Origin of the sequence: Mucilaginibacter sp., assembly GCF_028288225.1 — a bacterium.
Classification (GTDB): Bacteria; Bacteroidota; Bacteroidia; order Sphingobacteriales; family Sphingobacteriaceae; genus Mucilaginibacter.
The window spans coordinates 1-15,178 of the sequence record NZ_JAQBOC010000085.1 but is presented as its reverse complement, the minus strand read 5'-3'; the positions used below and the strand labels follow the sequence as shown (position 1 = coordinate 15,178).

The window sequence follows — 15,178 nt, the reverse complement described above, 5'->3', positions numbered from 1 at the left end:
TCATAGTCGATAGTCCATGGTCCATAGCGATTCTTTTTGTTCCCTGCCATGGTCCATTGACTAATAATCATCTGCTAACCCTTCTGCCACAATATTTTTACAATTAAAAAGTTAAATCTAAAAACATCCTTTATGGCTATGAAAACATTGTCATTGCACCGTTATCTGCTTGAAATGCTTAAAAGAGCGAAGTCCTCTTTCCTGATAAAGTGGTTTAACCGTTAGCCTCCTTCCACGCCGGCTTGCAGGCTTCACCCTGAATTTGTTAACTTTAGTTTTCAGTAACTGATATGAAACAAAACATAAAGAATTTTATGCTGATGGGAATGCTCTGCCTATCGGTAAATGCCTTCGCCCAGGTTGGCGCGAAAATGAAGGATAAGCCAAAATCTCCGGATCTTTCATTAAACCTCAAAAAATATATTGACCCGGCAAATATGGATTTCTCGGTTAAACCGGGTGATGATTTCTTTGAATATGCTGATGGTAAATGGGTAAAAAACAATGCCATACCTGCAAAAGAAACGCGCTGGGGTAGTTTTGGGATCCTTCACCAGGGAAACACAAACAGGCTGCTGGGAATATTGAACGACGTAAGTAAAGCTCCGGGAGAGTCAAAAGGCAGCCTGAAACAGCGTGTTGGTGACCTGTATGCGAGCGGAATGGATAGCCTTGCCATTGAAAAACGCGGGTACGACCCCATAAAACCCGATCTGGAGCGTGTTGGCAAAATAGATGACCTTGATGGTGTAATAAAAGAAGCAGTTTATGAGCGTACCAATGGCGTTGGCAGTCCATTATTTGGTTTTGGCGTTGGTCAGGATTCCAAACATCCAACTGTAAATATAGTAAGCTTTGGCCAGGGCGGCACCAGCCTGCCCGATCGGGACAATTATATAAAGGATGACGCCCGTACCAAAAAGATCCAGGCCGCTTATAAGCAATATATCATTTCGTTATTTACGCTAACCGGTGCAAGCGATGCAGATGCTGCAAAAAATGCAGAAACTATATTCACCATAGAAACCGCCATTGCAAATGCTCAGCTCAGCCGCGTTGCCATGCGAGATCCAAATAAAATCTACCACAAACTTGCTGTAGCTGATTTCGGTAAGCTTACCCCGCACTTAAATTGGGCGCAGCTGCTGCCGTTGATGAAAATTACCGGGCAGGATACGGTTATCGTTTCCTCGCCTGATTATTATAAAGCTTTGGATGCGCAGCTGGCTGCAACCCCTGTTGCCGATTGGAAAACGTACCTGCAATGGAATGTTTTGAAAGGGTCTGCATCATCGCTTAGCTCACCGTTTGTGAAGGCGAGCTTTGATTTCAGCGCAGCATTGAGCGGGCAAAAGGTACAGGCGCCGCGCGATGAACGCATGTCGGGCCTGGTTGACGGCAGTCTTGGTGAATTATTGGGACAAATCTATGTAGAAAAATATTTTAGCCCGGCCGCAAAGCAATACATGGCGAACTTGGTGAATAACCTTAAAGCTACTTTAGGCGAACGCATCCAGGGCCTAACATGGATGAGCCCGGAAACAAAGGGCCGTGCCTTAAAAAAACTGGCTGCATTTACCGTAAAAATTGGTTACCCTGATAAATGGCAGGATTATGCCGGTTTGGACATTGAAAGAGGCGATTATTACGGTAACCTGCGCAGGATCTCGCAATGGAGATACAACTACAACGTAAGCCAGTTGGGTAAACCGATTGATAAAACCCGCTGGAGTATGAGCCCCCCAACCGTTAATGCTTATTACAGCCCTAATAACAATGAGATTGTTTTCCCCGCAGGAATCTTACAATTCCCATTCTTTGATTTTGGGGCTGATGATGCTGTTAATTATGGCGGTATTGGCGCCGTTATTGGCCATGAAATGACCCATGGTTTTGACGACCAGGGCCGCCAATATGATGCCGATGGTACCTTGCGCGACTGGTGGACAAAAGATGATGCTGATAAATTCAAATCACGTGCGGACCAGGTGGTTGCACAGTACAACGGCTTTACCGTGGTGGATACTATTCATGTAAATGGCAAGCTAACATTAGGTGAAAACCTTGCGGATCTTGGCGGATTGAATGTGGCTTATGCTGCTTTTAAGAAAACTAAGGAAGGTAAATCAAACACAAAAATTGATGGATTTACACCGGATCAGCGCTTCTTCCTGTCATGGGCGCAGGTGTGGAGAAGCTCGCAACGCCCCGAAGCTGCCGCGCAACGCATCTTAACAGATCCGCATTCGCCAGAACAATACCGCATCATTGCACCGTTAACAAACATTGATGCCTGGTATAAAGCTTTTGGGGTAAAACCAGGTGATAAACTGTATAAGAAACCGGAGGACAGGACGAAGGTGTGGTAGTTTTTGAGTCCATTGTCCATGGACGATAGACCATAAATAAAGCCTGCTAAAAAGCAGGCTTTATTATTTAATCTCCTTATCCCCCGGCTGTGTCCTCACAGCCGGCTTTGTAGTGGTCTGTGAGGACACAGACCACGGTTTGGGGGAAGATTTCACGAAATTTTGGATCATAAGGCCAAGTTAACATAATGTGTTTCGGACTTTCGGACTTTCGGACTTTCGGACTTTCCTAAAATATCGCCTCCGCAATTTTCTTTGTAGGCCCTGGATTACTCATAGTATAAAAATGCAATACAGGTGCGCCAACGTCTACCAATTCTTTACATTGAGCTATCATCCACTCAATACCAACTTCTTTTACTTCTTTTTCAGATTTACATGCATGTACGGCATCGCTCAAATCATCAGGGATGTCAATATGAAATATTTTAGGCAGGTTGATCAGTTGTTTGGATGATGTAATGGGTTTTAAGCCGGGAATAACAGGTACGTTAATGCCGTTTTCGCGGCACTGCTTTACAAACTCAATATATTTGCTGTTATCAAAAAACATTTGGGTCACAATAAATTCTGCTCCCATGTCAACTTTTTGTTTCAGGTATCTAAAATCGGTTTTTAGGTTAGGTGCCTCAAAGTGCTTTTCAGGATAACCTGCTACGCCAATACAAAAGTTGGCATTAACCACTTCATGATCTTCATACAGGTATTTACCACTATTCATATCCACAACTTGTTGTAACAGGTCTGTAGCATAAGAATGTCCACCGGCGGTTGGGATAAATGAGGCATCAGCCTGCCTGGCATCACCACGCAAAACCAAAATATTATCTATTCCCAAAAACTGCAGGTCAATCAGGGCATTCTCGGTTTCCTCTTTGGTAAAACCACCGCAAATTAAATGTGGCACCGCATCAACCTTATACTTGTTCATAATTGCCGCACAAATAGCCACCGTTCCCGGGCGCTTACGATAGGCTACTTTTTCCAGCAAGCCGTTATCGTGTTGCTTGTAGATATAATCTTCGCGGTGATAGGTTACATCTATAAACGGCGGCTTAAACTCCATCAATGGATCTATCGCATTATAAATACCCTGAATGCTTTGCCCCTTTACAGGCGGTAAAAGTTCGAAGGAAAAAAGCGTTTTGCCTTTGGCGTTTTGTATATGTTCTGTGATTTTCATGCCCCCTGGCCCCCTAAAGGGGGAATATATTTTTAGTTTGTTATTTAATTTGTCTTTGATCCCTCAGCTTTGCTCCCCCTTTAGGGGGTCGGGGGGCTAATAATTTATGTTAGGCCCCAGCCAACGCTCAACTTCCTCTAACGGCATATTCTTCCTTACAGCATAATCTTCTACCTGGTCTTTACTAATTTTTCCAAGTCCAAAATATCTGGCCTGCGGATGTGCAAAATAAAACCCGCTTACTGATGCTGCCGGGGTCATCGCCAGGCTTTCGGTAAGGTACATGCGTGCGTTATCTTCAGCTTTAAGTAATTCAAATAAAGTAGTTTTTTCCGTGTGATCCGGACAAGCGGGATAACCCGGCGCCGGGCGGATGCCCTGGTACTCTTCTTTTATCAGATCATCAGTGCTCAATTGCTCGCCCTTTGAATAGCCCCAGTATTCTTTACGTACCAGTTCATGCATCTTTTCGGCAAAGGCTTCTGCCAAACGGTCGGCAAGGGCTTTGGCCATTATGCTGTTATAATCGTCGTAATCCTTTTCAAATTTGGCAACCAGTTCATCACAACCTAAGCCTGTTGTTACTGCAAAACCGCCAAAATAGTCGGGCACGCCGCTTTCTTTTGTGGCTATAAAATCCGACAGTGCATAATGTGGATCGCCCTTTACCTTTTCTGCCTGCTGACGCAGGGTGTGAATGCGGGTAAGCAGTGTTTTGCGGCTATCGTCTGTGTAAAGCTCAATGTCATCGCCAACACTGCTGGCTGGCCAAAAGCCAATTACGCCATTTGCCTGCAACAACTTTTCGTCCACTATCTTTTTTAACAATACCTGTGCATCATCATAAAGCTTTTTGGCTTCATCGCCTACAAACTTATCTGCAAAGATCTTCGGATAACTGCCGCGCAGTTCCCAGGTATGGAAAAACGGTGTCCAGTCTATATAAGGCAGTAATTCTTCAAGCGGATAGTTTTCAAATACTTTGGTACCTGTAAATGTTGGTTTTGGAGTCACGTCACCATCCAAACTGATCTGGAATTTTGATTTCCGGGCCTCATCTATACTTACAAAACGTTTATCAGACTTTTTATTTAAATGCGCCTCGCGTGCTTTTTCATACTCATCCTTTATCCCTTGAATATAGGCATCACGGTTATCCTTGCTCATCAGGCTGCTGCAAACCGTAACGCTGCGCGAAGCATCAAGCACGTGGATTGCAGCCCCCGAATAATTTGGCGCCACCTTTACCGCGGCATGGATCCGGGATGTTGTTGCCCCTCCAATAATTAACGGAATGGTAAAGCCTTCGCGCTCCATCTCTTTGGCAAAGTGAACCATTTCATCCAATGATGGTGTTATTAATCCGCTAAGGCCTATGATATCTACATTTTGCTTTTTAGCTTCTTCAATTATCCGTTGAGCAGGCACCATCACGCCAAGGTCAATCACCTCAAAATTATTACAGGCCAAAACCACGCCTACAATGTTTTTACCAATATCATGCACGTCGCCTTTTACAGTGGCCATTAACACTTTACCGGCATTGGCCCTGCTTCCGCTGGAATCCTCGCCTGCATCAATAACTCTTTGTTTTTCAAGTTCGATGAATGGCAACAGATAAGCCACGGCCTTTTTCATTACACGGGCAGATTTTACTACCTGGGGTAAAAACATCTTACCGGCACCAAAAAGGTCACCAACTATGTTCATGCCATCCATCAGCGGCCCTTCTATCACTTCAAGCGGTTTAGCATATTGTTGCCTTGCTTCTTCCACATCATCATCAAGGTATTCGATAATACCTTTTACAAGCGCATGTGATAAACGTTTAGCAACCGGGTCTTTGCGCCATTCCTCGTCCCTTACAATTTCTTTCCCTTTACTTTTTATGGTATCTGCAAATTCAACCAAACGTTCGGTAGCATCCGGCCTGCGGTTAAGCAACACATCTTCAACCAGCTCAAGCAGATTTTTAGGGATCTCTTCGTAAACCTCCAGCATGCCGGCGTTTACAATACCCATATCCATACCTGCCTTTATAGCGTGATACAGGAAAGCTGAGTGCATGGCCTCGCGCACAGTATTGTTACCCCTGAAAGAGAAGGATATATTACTTACACCGCCGCTTACTTTGGCGTGCGGCAGGTTTTGTTTTATCCAGCGGGTGGCTTCAATAAAATCAACAGCGTAGTTATTATGTTCTTCAAGCCCTGTGGCTACGGTTAAAATATTAGGGTCGAAGATAATATCCTGCGGCGGGAAACCCACTTCATTCACCAGTATGTCGTATGAGCGTTTACAGATCTCCGTACGGCGCTGCAATGAATCGGCCTGGCCGGTTTCATCAAATGCCATCACAACTGTAGCAGCGCCATAGCTCAGGATCTTACGGGCCTGCTCTTTAAACTTTTCTTCGCCTTCTTTTAACGAGATGGAGTTAACAATCCCCTTGCCCTGGATGCATTTTAAACCAGCCTCAATCACCGTCCATTTTGATGAATCGATCATGATTGGCAGTTTGGCAATATCAGGCTCAGACGCAACAAGGTTCAAAAATTTAACCATTACCGCTTCCGAATCAATCATGCCCTCGTCCATGTTAATATCAATAACCTGGGCGCCGCCTTCAACCTGCTGACGGGCAACCGTTAAAGCGGCCTCGTAATCTTCGGCTAAAATTAGCTTTGAAAATTTTGGCGAACCTGTAATATTGGTACGCTCGCCCACATTTACAAAAATGCTTTCGGGTGTTATAGTTACAGCTTCCAACCCACTGAGGCGCATATGCGGCTCAATCTGCGGAATATGGCGTGGCTGATATTTTGCAGCTTTTTCGGCAATACACTTAATATGTTCAGGCGTTGTGCCGCAGCAGCCACCTACAATGTTTACCAGGCCGTTTTTTATAAAATCATCAATTTGATGAGCTGTTTCGTGTGCGGTTTCATCATACTGGCCAAACTCATTAGGCAAGCCGGCGTTCGGATAAGCCGAGATGTACACATTGGCCTTTTCTGCCAGCTCGGCAAGGTGCGGACGCATTTCTTTTGCGCCCAAAGCACAGTTTAAACCTACCGAAAGCAGGTTTGCATGGCTAACAGAATCCCAAAACGCCTCAACCGTTTGCCCGGATAAGGTACGGCCAGAAGCATCTGTAATGGTGCCCGAAATCATAATGTTCCCCAGCCCCCTAAACGGAGCATAATCTTTACCAGCTGCTATACTTTCGTTTTTATACCGGTTTATAGCGAATAATGCTGCCTTGGCGTTTAGCGTATCAAATATCGTTTCAACAATTAACAGGTCCGATCCGCCATCAACCAAACCTCTAACCTGGTCGTAATAAGCTTCGGCAAGATTGTCAAATGTTACCGCACGATAACCAGGATCATTTACGTCCGGCGACAAAGATGCCGTACGGTTTGTTGGGCCAATTGCACCCGCCACAAACCTGGGTTTCCCCGGTGTTTTTTTATTGTATTCGTCAGCAACCTCACGGGCAATACGGGCGCCTTCATAGCTCAGCTCATAAGCCAGTTCTTCCAGGTTATAATCAGCCAGTGAAATGCGTTGTGTGCTGAAAGTATTGGTTTCAATAATATCCGCGCCTGCGTCAAGGTATTCAGCATGGATAGCCTTAATTATATCAGGGCGCGTTATATTCAGCAGGTCGTTATTCCCCTGCAGGTCGGTTGCATGCTCACGAAAACGCTCGCCACGGAAATCAGCCTCAGTCAATTGGTACCGCTGTATCATGGTACCCATTGCCCCGTCAATAACCAGGATGCGTTTCTCTAATTCTTTTCTAATATCCATATTAATCCAGTTGGCAGTTGCCAGTTTGCAGTAAGCAGTAAGCAGTAAGCAGTTTAAAGTTTGCAGAAAAGCTTCACAGAAAATAACTGCAAACTGCCAATTGTAAACTGTAAACTAAAAAATGGCTTATATCGAAAAGTCGGGTATAATGTTGACTTTCGCTTATCTTTCCTATCACTTTGTAGCTGATAAGTAGAATGTAGCACCTTGTAAGTACAGGTTGCTAAGACATCGCAGGGTCTAATCCCTCCGTCTTTCTCCATAAGCACTACAAAGATGCAGAATAAACAATTAATTTACAATAGAGTTTAGTTGTCATAGGACAAGAAATGACCGGGGAAAGACTTTAAGAATCAAGAGGCAAGAGACTAGAAAAAGAGCCGGGAATTGAGAGGTAAAATATACCAACGCTATTAGTTATAGATCCACATCAGCCAATGCTTGTTTGGCTTTTTTGCCGGGTACGGCTGGTGTCAATACCGGAACGGCAGCTATGACGCTTACAGCAAATAAAAATGCCGGTAAAAAGCTAAATAATAGTTTACTATAACTTTTCACCGGCAAATTAATAATGCTTAATTTAATTATCTTCTGCCGCCAAAAATACGCAGCATTGACATAAATAAGTTAATAAAGGTTGTATAAAGCACGAAAGCGCCTATGATCACCAGTTTTTTTGATTCAGCAGTACCGTATTCAATACCTGCACCAATGCGTTTCAGCATTTGGATATAATATGCCGTAAGGCCTATCATAATTACCATGAATGCAAAGCTTATGATGTATTGAAGCTGTGAACTACCCAAAAAGAAGTTTATAATGCTTACAGCAAATACACCAAAAAATATCACCATCAATATTGAACCAAATTTTGTCAGATCCATTTGCGTTGTATAACCCGCAATTGCCATAATAGCAAAAACAGCCGATGCGCTTAAAAACACGCCAAACATTGAACTAGCAGTGTAAATAAGTCCCAAAACGCCTAAGCTTATCCCCATAGTTGCTGCATAAGTAATAAACAGCACTAACGTAACAGGATAAGACATGCGGTTAATACCAAAGCTTAGTGCCAGGGAAAAGGCAAGCGGTGCAAATATTGCAACATACCCTAAGCCGGTAAATCCACCCACTGCAGGGTTGATTATAAGATCCATTAAACCCTGGTTAAGAAAAAATTCAAAGGCCACAACAGCCGATATACCCAGGGCAGCGAACATCCACGCAAACACCTTAGCTAAATATTTACGCGACGCATCAGTTTCATTTAATTGTATTACGTTTTTATAAACGTAGTCAGGGGTGTTATTTTCCATTTTTTTATTAAAAAAATTAATTATTCAAAGTTAATTATTGATATGAGATTTATATACCAGATTAAACATTTTTTAATTCCCTTATCAGACTTACAAAATCCTAAATAGTTTAATTATTAATTTAATATCAAATCCCATACCGAATATTTAACTCAGCCTTTTTGTCAGTTGTTCCTCAACCTTTTTAAATACTTGGATCGGTTTTAATGACCTCCAGCCAAGGTCATCCAATGCGCCGCCAAAATTGATATAATAGTCGATGTTGTTCCGCTTAAATTCCTCTATTACGTGATCCCTGAAATTTATCCCGGCTATCCAACCATCTTCCACATCCTGGAACCATTCTTCGTAATAGCAATCATCCGATGAATGAAAGTTAAGTACATTCTCCCCTATCAAAATAAAATGATTGATGCCGTTATCTATCATCAACTCAATGATCTCGCGCTTCATCAGCATTATATCGTTGTTTATGGCATCATTCCATTCACCTATAAATTCAATGATAGCGTATGCTTTTTCGTAATCAACAAATAACACTTTCATGTATAAAGTATTTGAGCCGAATGAGTCCCATTGCGGGTGTAACAGGTAATTGTAGATCTGTTTATCAAACTCAAACTCATTATACTGTGTTGCATAAAAAGGCGAATATTCATCTTCTGCTGCAACATAATCGTCACGCCATTTATAATATGGTTCTATCTCGTGCATATCCTAATTTCCAATGTGCGGATGTGCAAGTATGCGAATTAAGCTTCGCATCCGCCAACATCCGCCTGTCCCAATAATCATTCTCTATTCTACCAACCAATTTATAATCCGCACATCTGCATATTTGCACATTCGCACATCATTTTCAATCCGCACATTAATTTTTAATGCTCTCTACTGCTTTTCTAACGCTTCCGTGTTTTTTCAGCAGAGTGCCGGCTGTTTTTTCGTCCAGGCCGGTTTCGTTCATTACCATGCGGGTTCCGCGTTCAACCAGCTTATTGTTGGTTAGCTGCATATCAACCATTTTATTTCCCTTTACCTTGCCAATTTGTATCATTACACAGGTACTCAGCATATTTAAAACCAGCTTTTGCGCGGTCCCAGCCTTCATTCGGGTCGACCCTGTTAAAAATTCAGGGCCGGTAACAACTTCAACAGGGTATTTTGCTGCGGCTGCAAGCGGGCTGCCGGCATTACAAACAATACACCCTGTAACAATATTATTTTCATTTGCTTTTTTTAAGCCGCCAATAACATAAGGCGTAGTGCCGGATGCCGCTATGCCTACCAGCACATCCTTTTCATTAATATTATACACAGCCAGGTCAATCCAGGCCTGGTTAGCATCATCTTCTGCAAATTCAACCGCTTTGCGGATGGCAAAATCTCCTCCTGCTATGATCCCGACCACTTCATCAAACGGAACACCAAATGTAGGCGGGCATTCCGAAGCATCAACCACCCCCAGCCTGCCGCTTGTTCCGGCGCCAATGTAAAACAACCGGCCACCATCCTTCATTTTTACTGCGGTTACAGTTGCCAGCTTTTCAATTTGCGGCAAGGCTTTTGCCACAGCCAGCGGAACAGTCTGATCTTCCTTGTTTATATTTTCAAGGATCTCCAATACCGTCATTTGTTCCAGGTTATTGTAGCGCGATTCCTTTTCGGTTGTGGTTTCCATTTAACAAAATTGGGGAAAAATATTGAAAGATGTGAGATTTGAGATATGAGATAAAAAAAATGGCATTTGATCAATCTCAAATCTCATATCTCACGTCTTATATCTCAATATTGAAAGATTTGAGACATGAGATGTGAGATAATAAAAAAATGACTTTAGATCATTAAACCTCGTCTCAAATCTTATATCTCACGTCTCACATCTCCTTGTATTTAATTAACTTTGTAGTAATTTAGAAGGTATGAAGAGAGCAGCTGGTATAATTTTCAGAACGATGGTATTGGTTTTGCTGGGCGTAACTATCGGCATATTTATCAGTAATCGTAACCTGATGAACCAAAGCCTGGGTTTTTCATTAGAAGATAACGATAAGATCTCAAAAGTTCTTAATCTTGTAAAGCAAAATTACGTAGATTCTGTAAATGTTGACAGTGTTGAAGGCGTTACCGTTAACAACCTGTTGCAAAACCTCGATCCGCATTCGCTTTATTTGCCTGAACAAAAAGCAACATCATTAAATGAAGGCCTTGCCGGTGGCTTTACCGGGATAGGCCTGGAATACCAATTACTGCGTGATACGCTGGTAATTACCCAAATTTATGCGGGTGGCCCGGCTGCAAACGCAGGCTTAGTTACCGGTGATAAGATCATTGATGTAAACAATAAAAAGTTTTCAGGAACTCATCTTACTGTTCAGATTGTAAGCAAAACTTTAAGGGGCGAAAAAAATTCGACGCTGTTGCTTGCTGTTGCCAGTCAAAATTCTGCAGCCAAAAAGTTATATACCTTAAAAAGAGGATATGTTAATACCAGCAGTCTTGATGCATCGTACATGGCTGCCCCCGATGTTGGTTATATCAAAATCAGCAAGTTTGCTTTAACTACTGATGCTGATTTTAGAGATGCTTTAAGTAAGCTAAAAACAAAGGGCATGCAGAAACTGGTGCTCGACCTGCGTGAAAATGGAGGGGGTTATCTCAACACGGCTACAGCACTTGCAGACGAATTTTTAAAAAAAGGCAAGCTTATAGTTTATACGAAGGGCGTTCATGAAGATCGCCGTGATTATTTCGCTACCGATTCAGGCACATTCCAGGATGGTAAATTAGCAGTAATAATTGATGAATATTCAGCATCGGCAAGTGAAATACTGGCCGGCGCTTTGCAGGATCTGGATCGTGCCATTATTGTTGGCCGCCGCTCGTTTGGTAAGGGCCTTGTACAACAGCAGTTTGCTTTTAATGATGGGTCGGCAGTTAATTTAACCATTGCGAGGTATTATACACCTTCTGGCCGGTCGATACAAAAATCATACAAAGCAGGAATAGAAAGCTATCACAATGAGATAGCAGAGCGGATGCGGAAAGGCGAACTATTTTCGGCCCAAAGCAACCTTAACGACAGTATCTTTAAACGGCCATCTCCTTACCGTACCCTAAGCGGCCGTAAAGTTTTTAGCGGCGGGGGTATTATGCCCGATGTTTTTGTACCGGCTGACACTACCCAGAACACCTATCTTTTACAGCAATTAAGCGATCAGCAGCAATTCACTGCCTATACTATTGATAAGCTTCAGCCGCAATTGAACAAATTCAGTACTGCCGATGCTTTTATTAAACAATACACTATCAATGACGATGATGTAGATAACTTTATTCTATATGCTTCTCAAGCCGTTAAAGATATAAACTCACACGAGCTGCTGATCTCGAGGCCAATAATTAAAACGATGCTTAAAGCAGCTGCCGTCCGCTTTAAATGGGGAGATAATGCCTATTACGAAGCCATAAACGGTGATGATAATACACTCGCAAAAGCGGTGGAAGCGGTTCGTTGATTTCGGATTTCGGATGTTCGATTTCGGATTTGTTGAAGAATTTAGAATTTTTTGATTTGAGGTTTCAAGATATAATGTTTTGAATCAAATAAAAATATTCTCAAATTGACAACCTAAATCAACAATTATGGACAAAACCGAATTAAAGCGCAGGACACAAAGATTTGCAATTGATGTTATTAAATTTGTTGAAGATCTTCCGGCAGGACGTTCGTTGAATGTTTTGTCTAATCAATTATTAAGAAGCTCATCCTCAGTTGGCGCTAATTATCGTTCAGCCTGCAAAGGAAAATCAACTGCAGACTTCATTAATAAAATTGTTATTGTTGAAGAAGAAGCGGATGAATCTATTTATTGGCTTGAGCTAATGGAAGAATCAGGTTTAATTAAATCAGAAACCATTATCCCTTTAAAAAAGGAAGCCAATGAACTTACAGCCATATTTACGGCAATTGGTAAAACGGCAAAAGTAAATCAAAAAAATTCAAAAAATAATAAATAAAACAATTCCGAAATCGAACATCCGAAATCCGAAATCTCTTCTACTTCTGTCTAAACCAAACCTGTACCGGTGCGCCGTTAAAATTAAAGTTTTCCCTGATCTTGTTTTCTATAAAGCGGTAGTAAGGTTCCTTTACGTATTGAGGTAAATTACAGAAGAAGGCAAACATAGGTGATGTGCCTGCAATCTGCGTGATGTATTTTATTTTAACATATTTACCCTTTATTGATGGCGGCGGATAGGCCTCAATGATAGGCAGCATAATTTCGTTCAGCTTTGAGGTCGGGATCTTCCTGATCTTGTTTTGATAAACTTCATTGGCTGTTTCAATAACCTTTAAAACCCTTTGCTTTTCGGTAACTGATGTAAAAACAATAGGAACATCTGTAAACGGCGCTATTTTATCCCGGATCTGCTCTTCAAAAACTTTAATGGTTTTATTATTTTTTTCGATAAGGTCCCACTTGTTTACTACAATAACGACACCTTTTTTATTCTTCTCAGCGAGATGAAAAATATTGATATCCTGCGATTCGATCCCTTCAACAGCATCTATCATCAATATCACTACGTCGGCTTCTTCAAGCGCCTTAATGGTACGCATTACCGAGTAAAACTCGATATTCTCTTTAACCTTTGTTTTTTTCCGCATCCCAGCTGTGTCGATCAGCATAAAATCATGCCCGTACTGGTTGTAATGGATATGGATAGAATCGCGGGTGGTCCCGGCAATTGGCGTTACAATGTTACGGTCTTTCCCTATAAGCGAATTAATGATGGAAGATTTACCAACATTAGGCCGGCCGATAATAGCATATTTAGGCCGCTGGTTTTCTTCAAGCGGCTCATCATCAAAATGCTTAACCACTTCGTCAAGCAACTCACCGGTTCCTGAGCCTGTCATTGATGAAATATTGTAAAGTTCACCAAGTCCCAGGCTATAAAACACCATAGAATCTGCCAGTTGCTGGTTATTATCCAGTTTGTTCACCACCACAAATACAGGCTTTTTGCCTTTGCGCAATATATTAGCTATTTCATCATCCAGATCGGTAATGCCTGTGGTTACATCAACCATAAATAAAATAACGGTTGCCTCTTCAATGGCAATAATTACCTGCTCGCGGATGGCGGCTTCAAATACATCAACAGAATTGGCAACATAGCCACCGGTATCTATTACTGTAAACTGGCGCCCAATCCATTCAGATACGCCGTAGTGCCTGTCGCGTGTTACACCGCTAAAATCATCAACAATAGCCTTGCGGGTTTCAGTTAAACGGTTATATAAAGTTGATTTGCCTACGTTGGGCCTGCCCACTATGGCTACGATATTGCTCATTTTTGATTTAGATATGAGATGTGAGATGTGAGATGGGAGATGGGAGATAAAAACCCCTCATCCGAAATCAACACCTAAAATTATTTATTATTTTTTATTGATGCGCCTTAAAATGTCAGATAAATAACCAAATTAAAGGCTCTCATATCTCCCATCTCAAATCTCACATCTTATTCGTACCCAAATTGTTTCAGGTAATTTTTCTTACTGCGCCAGTCGGGGATAACTTTTACAAACATTTCTAAAAAGACCTTTTTCTGAAAAAAATCTTCCATATCCCGGCGGGCATAGGTGCCAACAATTTTAAGCATTTCGCCGCCTTTACCTATAATTATGTTTTTCTGCGAATCGCGCTCCACTATAATTTCGGCGCTGATCCGGTGCAGCTTCTCACCCTCCACAAAAGCAGTTACAATTACCTCTGTACTATATGGAATCTCTTTTTTGTATTGTTTAAAGATCTGCGCCCTAATCATTTCCGATGCAAAAAACCGGTCATTCCTGTCGGTTAGTGCGTCCTTTTCATAATATGCAGCGTGCTCGGGCAGATGCTCAATTACAAAGTTCATTACCGCCAGCACGTTATAATCCTTTAAAGCTGATATAGCAAAAATCACTTTCGGATTCAGTTTCTCTTTCCAAAATTCCACTTTGGCTTTTACGGTTTCCTCATCACTTTGGTCAACCTTGTTAATCAACACGGCTACCGGCGCCTGCGTGCCTTCCAGCTTTTTCAGCACATCAGCCTCGTCATATTCTTCATAAATATCGGTAACCAGCAATATCAGATCGGCATCAACTATTGAGCCATCCACCTGGTGCATCATGCTTTCGTGCAGGGCATAGTGTGGCTTAATAACGCCGGGGGTATCTGAAAATACAATCTGGTAGTCCTCATCGTTTACAATACCCAGTATGCGGTGCCTTGTTGTTTGTGCCTTGGGGGTGATGATTGACATTTTTTCACCAACAAGGGCATTCATAAGTGTTGATTTGCCCGCGTTGGGCTTACCAATTATACTCACGAAACCTGCCTTATGCGCCATAGAAAAATAATTAAAATAATATTTGGACTGCAAAGAAACGAATTATATCTTTGCAGTCCAATTAAAACGGAGTGTAAAATGCATTTTTG

The 15,178-nt window shown here is 42.1% G+C and carries 11 protein-coding genes and 1 riboswitch; of the genes, 3 read left to right on the top strand and 8 right to left on the bottom strand.

From position 1 onward, the window contains the following. The first annotated feature begins 290 nt into the window (after positions 1-290). Positions 291-2,369 carry a M13 family metallopeptidase gene (locus tag JWQ54_RS25260; RefSeq protein ID WP_299590589.1) on the top strand — a complete coding sequence of 693 codons (2,079 nt, stop codon included), beginning with the start codon at positions 291-293 and terminating at the stop codon, positions 2,367-2,369. Between the two features lie 229 nt (positions 2,370-2,598). On the opposite strand, the gene metF is transcribed toward JWQ54_RS25260, so the two are convergent. The 6 genes from metF to murQ all read right to left on the bottom strand — a co-directional run bounded on the left by metF (position 2,599) and on the right by murQ (position 10,362). After that, positions 2,599-3,552 carry a methylenetetrahydrofolate reductase [NAD(P)H] gene (gene metF, locus JWQ54_RS25255; RefSeq protein WP_299590587.1) on the bottom strand — a complete coding sequence of 318 codons (954 nt, stop codon included), beginning with the start codon at positions 3,550-3,552 and terminating at the stop codon, positions 2,599-2,601. Positions 3,553-3,648: 96 nt separating this feature from the next. Continuing rightward, positions 3,649-7,368, bottom strand: coding sequence for a methionine synthase (gene metH / locus JWQ54_RS25250; RefSeq protein ID WP_299590586.1), 3,720 nt, complete (start codon positions 7,366-7,368; stop codon positions 3,649-3,651). Between the two features lie 159 nt (positions 7,369-7,527). After that, positions 7,528-7,636, bottom strand: a riboswitch (SAM riboswitch). A gap of 149 nt (positions 7,637-7,785) precedes the next feature. Further along, complete coding sequence (locus JWQ54_RS25245; protein WP_299590585.1) at positions 7,786-7,926, bottom strand: hypothetical protein; 141 nt, start codon at positions 7,924-7,926, stop codon at positions 7,786-7,788. Between the two features lie 26 nt (positions 7,927-7,952). Next, positions 7,953-8,684 (bottom strand): Bax inhibitor-1/YccA family protein, encoded by a 732-nt coding sequence (locus JWQ54_RS25240; protein ID WP_299590584.1) that lies wholly within the window; start codon positions 8,682-8,684, stop codon positions 7,953-7,955. Positions 8,685-8,831: 147 nt separating this feature from the next. Continuing rightward, positions 8,832-9,398: a hypothetical protein gene (locus JWQ54_RS25235; protein WP_299590582.1), complete on the bottom strand. Its 567-nt coding sequence runs from the start codon at positions 9,396-9,398 to the stop codon at positions 8,832-8,834. 157 nt (positions 9,399-9,555) lie between these two features. Then, on the bottom strand, positions 9,556-10,362 hold the full coding sequence (murQ, locus tag JWQ54_RS25230) for an N-acetylmuramic acid 6-phosphate etherase (RefSeq protein ID WP_299590580.1): 807 nt from the start codon (positions 10,360-10,362) through the stop codon (positions 9,556-9,558). Between the two features lie 241 nt (positions 10,363-10,603). Between murQ and JWQ54_RS25225 the strand changes: the two genes are divergently transcribed. Both JWQ54_RS25225 and JWQ54_RS25220 read left to right on the top strand, forming a co-directional pair. Further along, on the top strand, positions 10,604-12,199 hold the full coding sequence (locus tag JWQ54_RS25225) for a S41 family peptidase (protein ID WP_299590579.1): 1,596 nt from the start codon (positions 10,604-10,606) through the stop codon (positions 12,197-12,199). 127 nt (positions 12,200-12,326) lie between these two features. Continuing rightward, complete coding sequence (locus JWQ54_RS25220) at positions 12,327-12,701, top strand: four helix bundle protein (RefSeq protein ID WP_299590577.1); 375 nt, start codon at positions 12,327-12,329, stop codon at positions 12,699-12,701. A gap of 40 nt (positions 12,702-12,741) precedes the next feature. Here JWQ54_RS25220 and der read toward each other — a convergent pair whose 3' ends face one another. After that, the gene (gene der, locus JWQ54_RS25215) at positions 12,742-14,043 is read right to left on the bottom strand and encodes a ribosome biogenesis GTPase Der (RefSeq protein ID WP_299590576.1); all 1,302 of its coding nucleotides are present in this window, start codon (positions 14,041-14,043) and stop codon (positions 12,742-12,744) included. Between the two features lie 170 nt (positions 14,044-14,213). Beyond that, complete coding sequence (gene era / locus JWQ54_RS25210) at positions 14,214-15,089, bottom strand: GTPase Era (RefSeq protein WP_299590575.1); 876 nt, start codon at positions 15,087-15,089, stop codon at positions 14,214-14,216. Positions 15,090-15,178 lie beyond the last annotated feature (89 nt).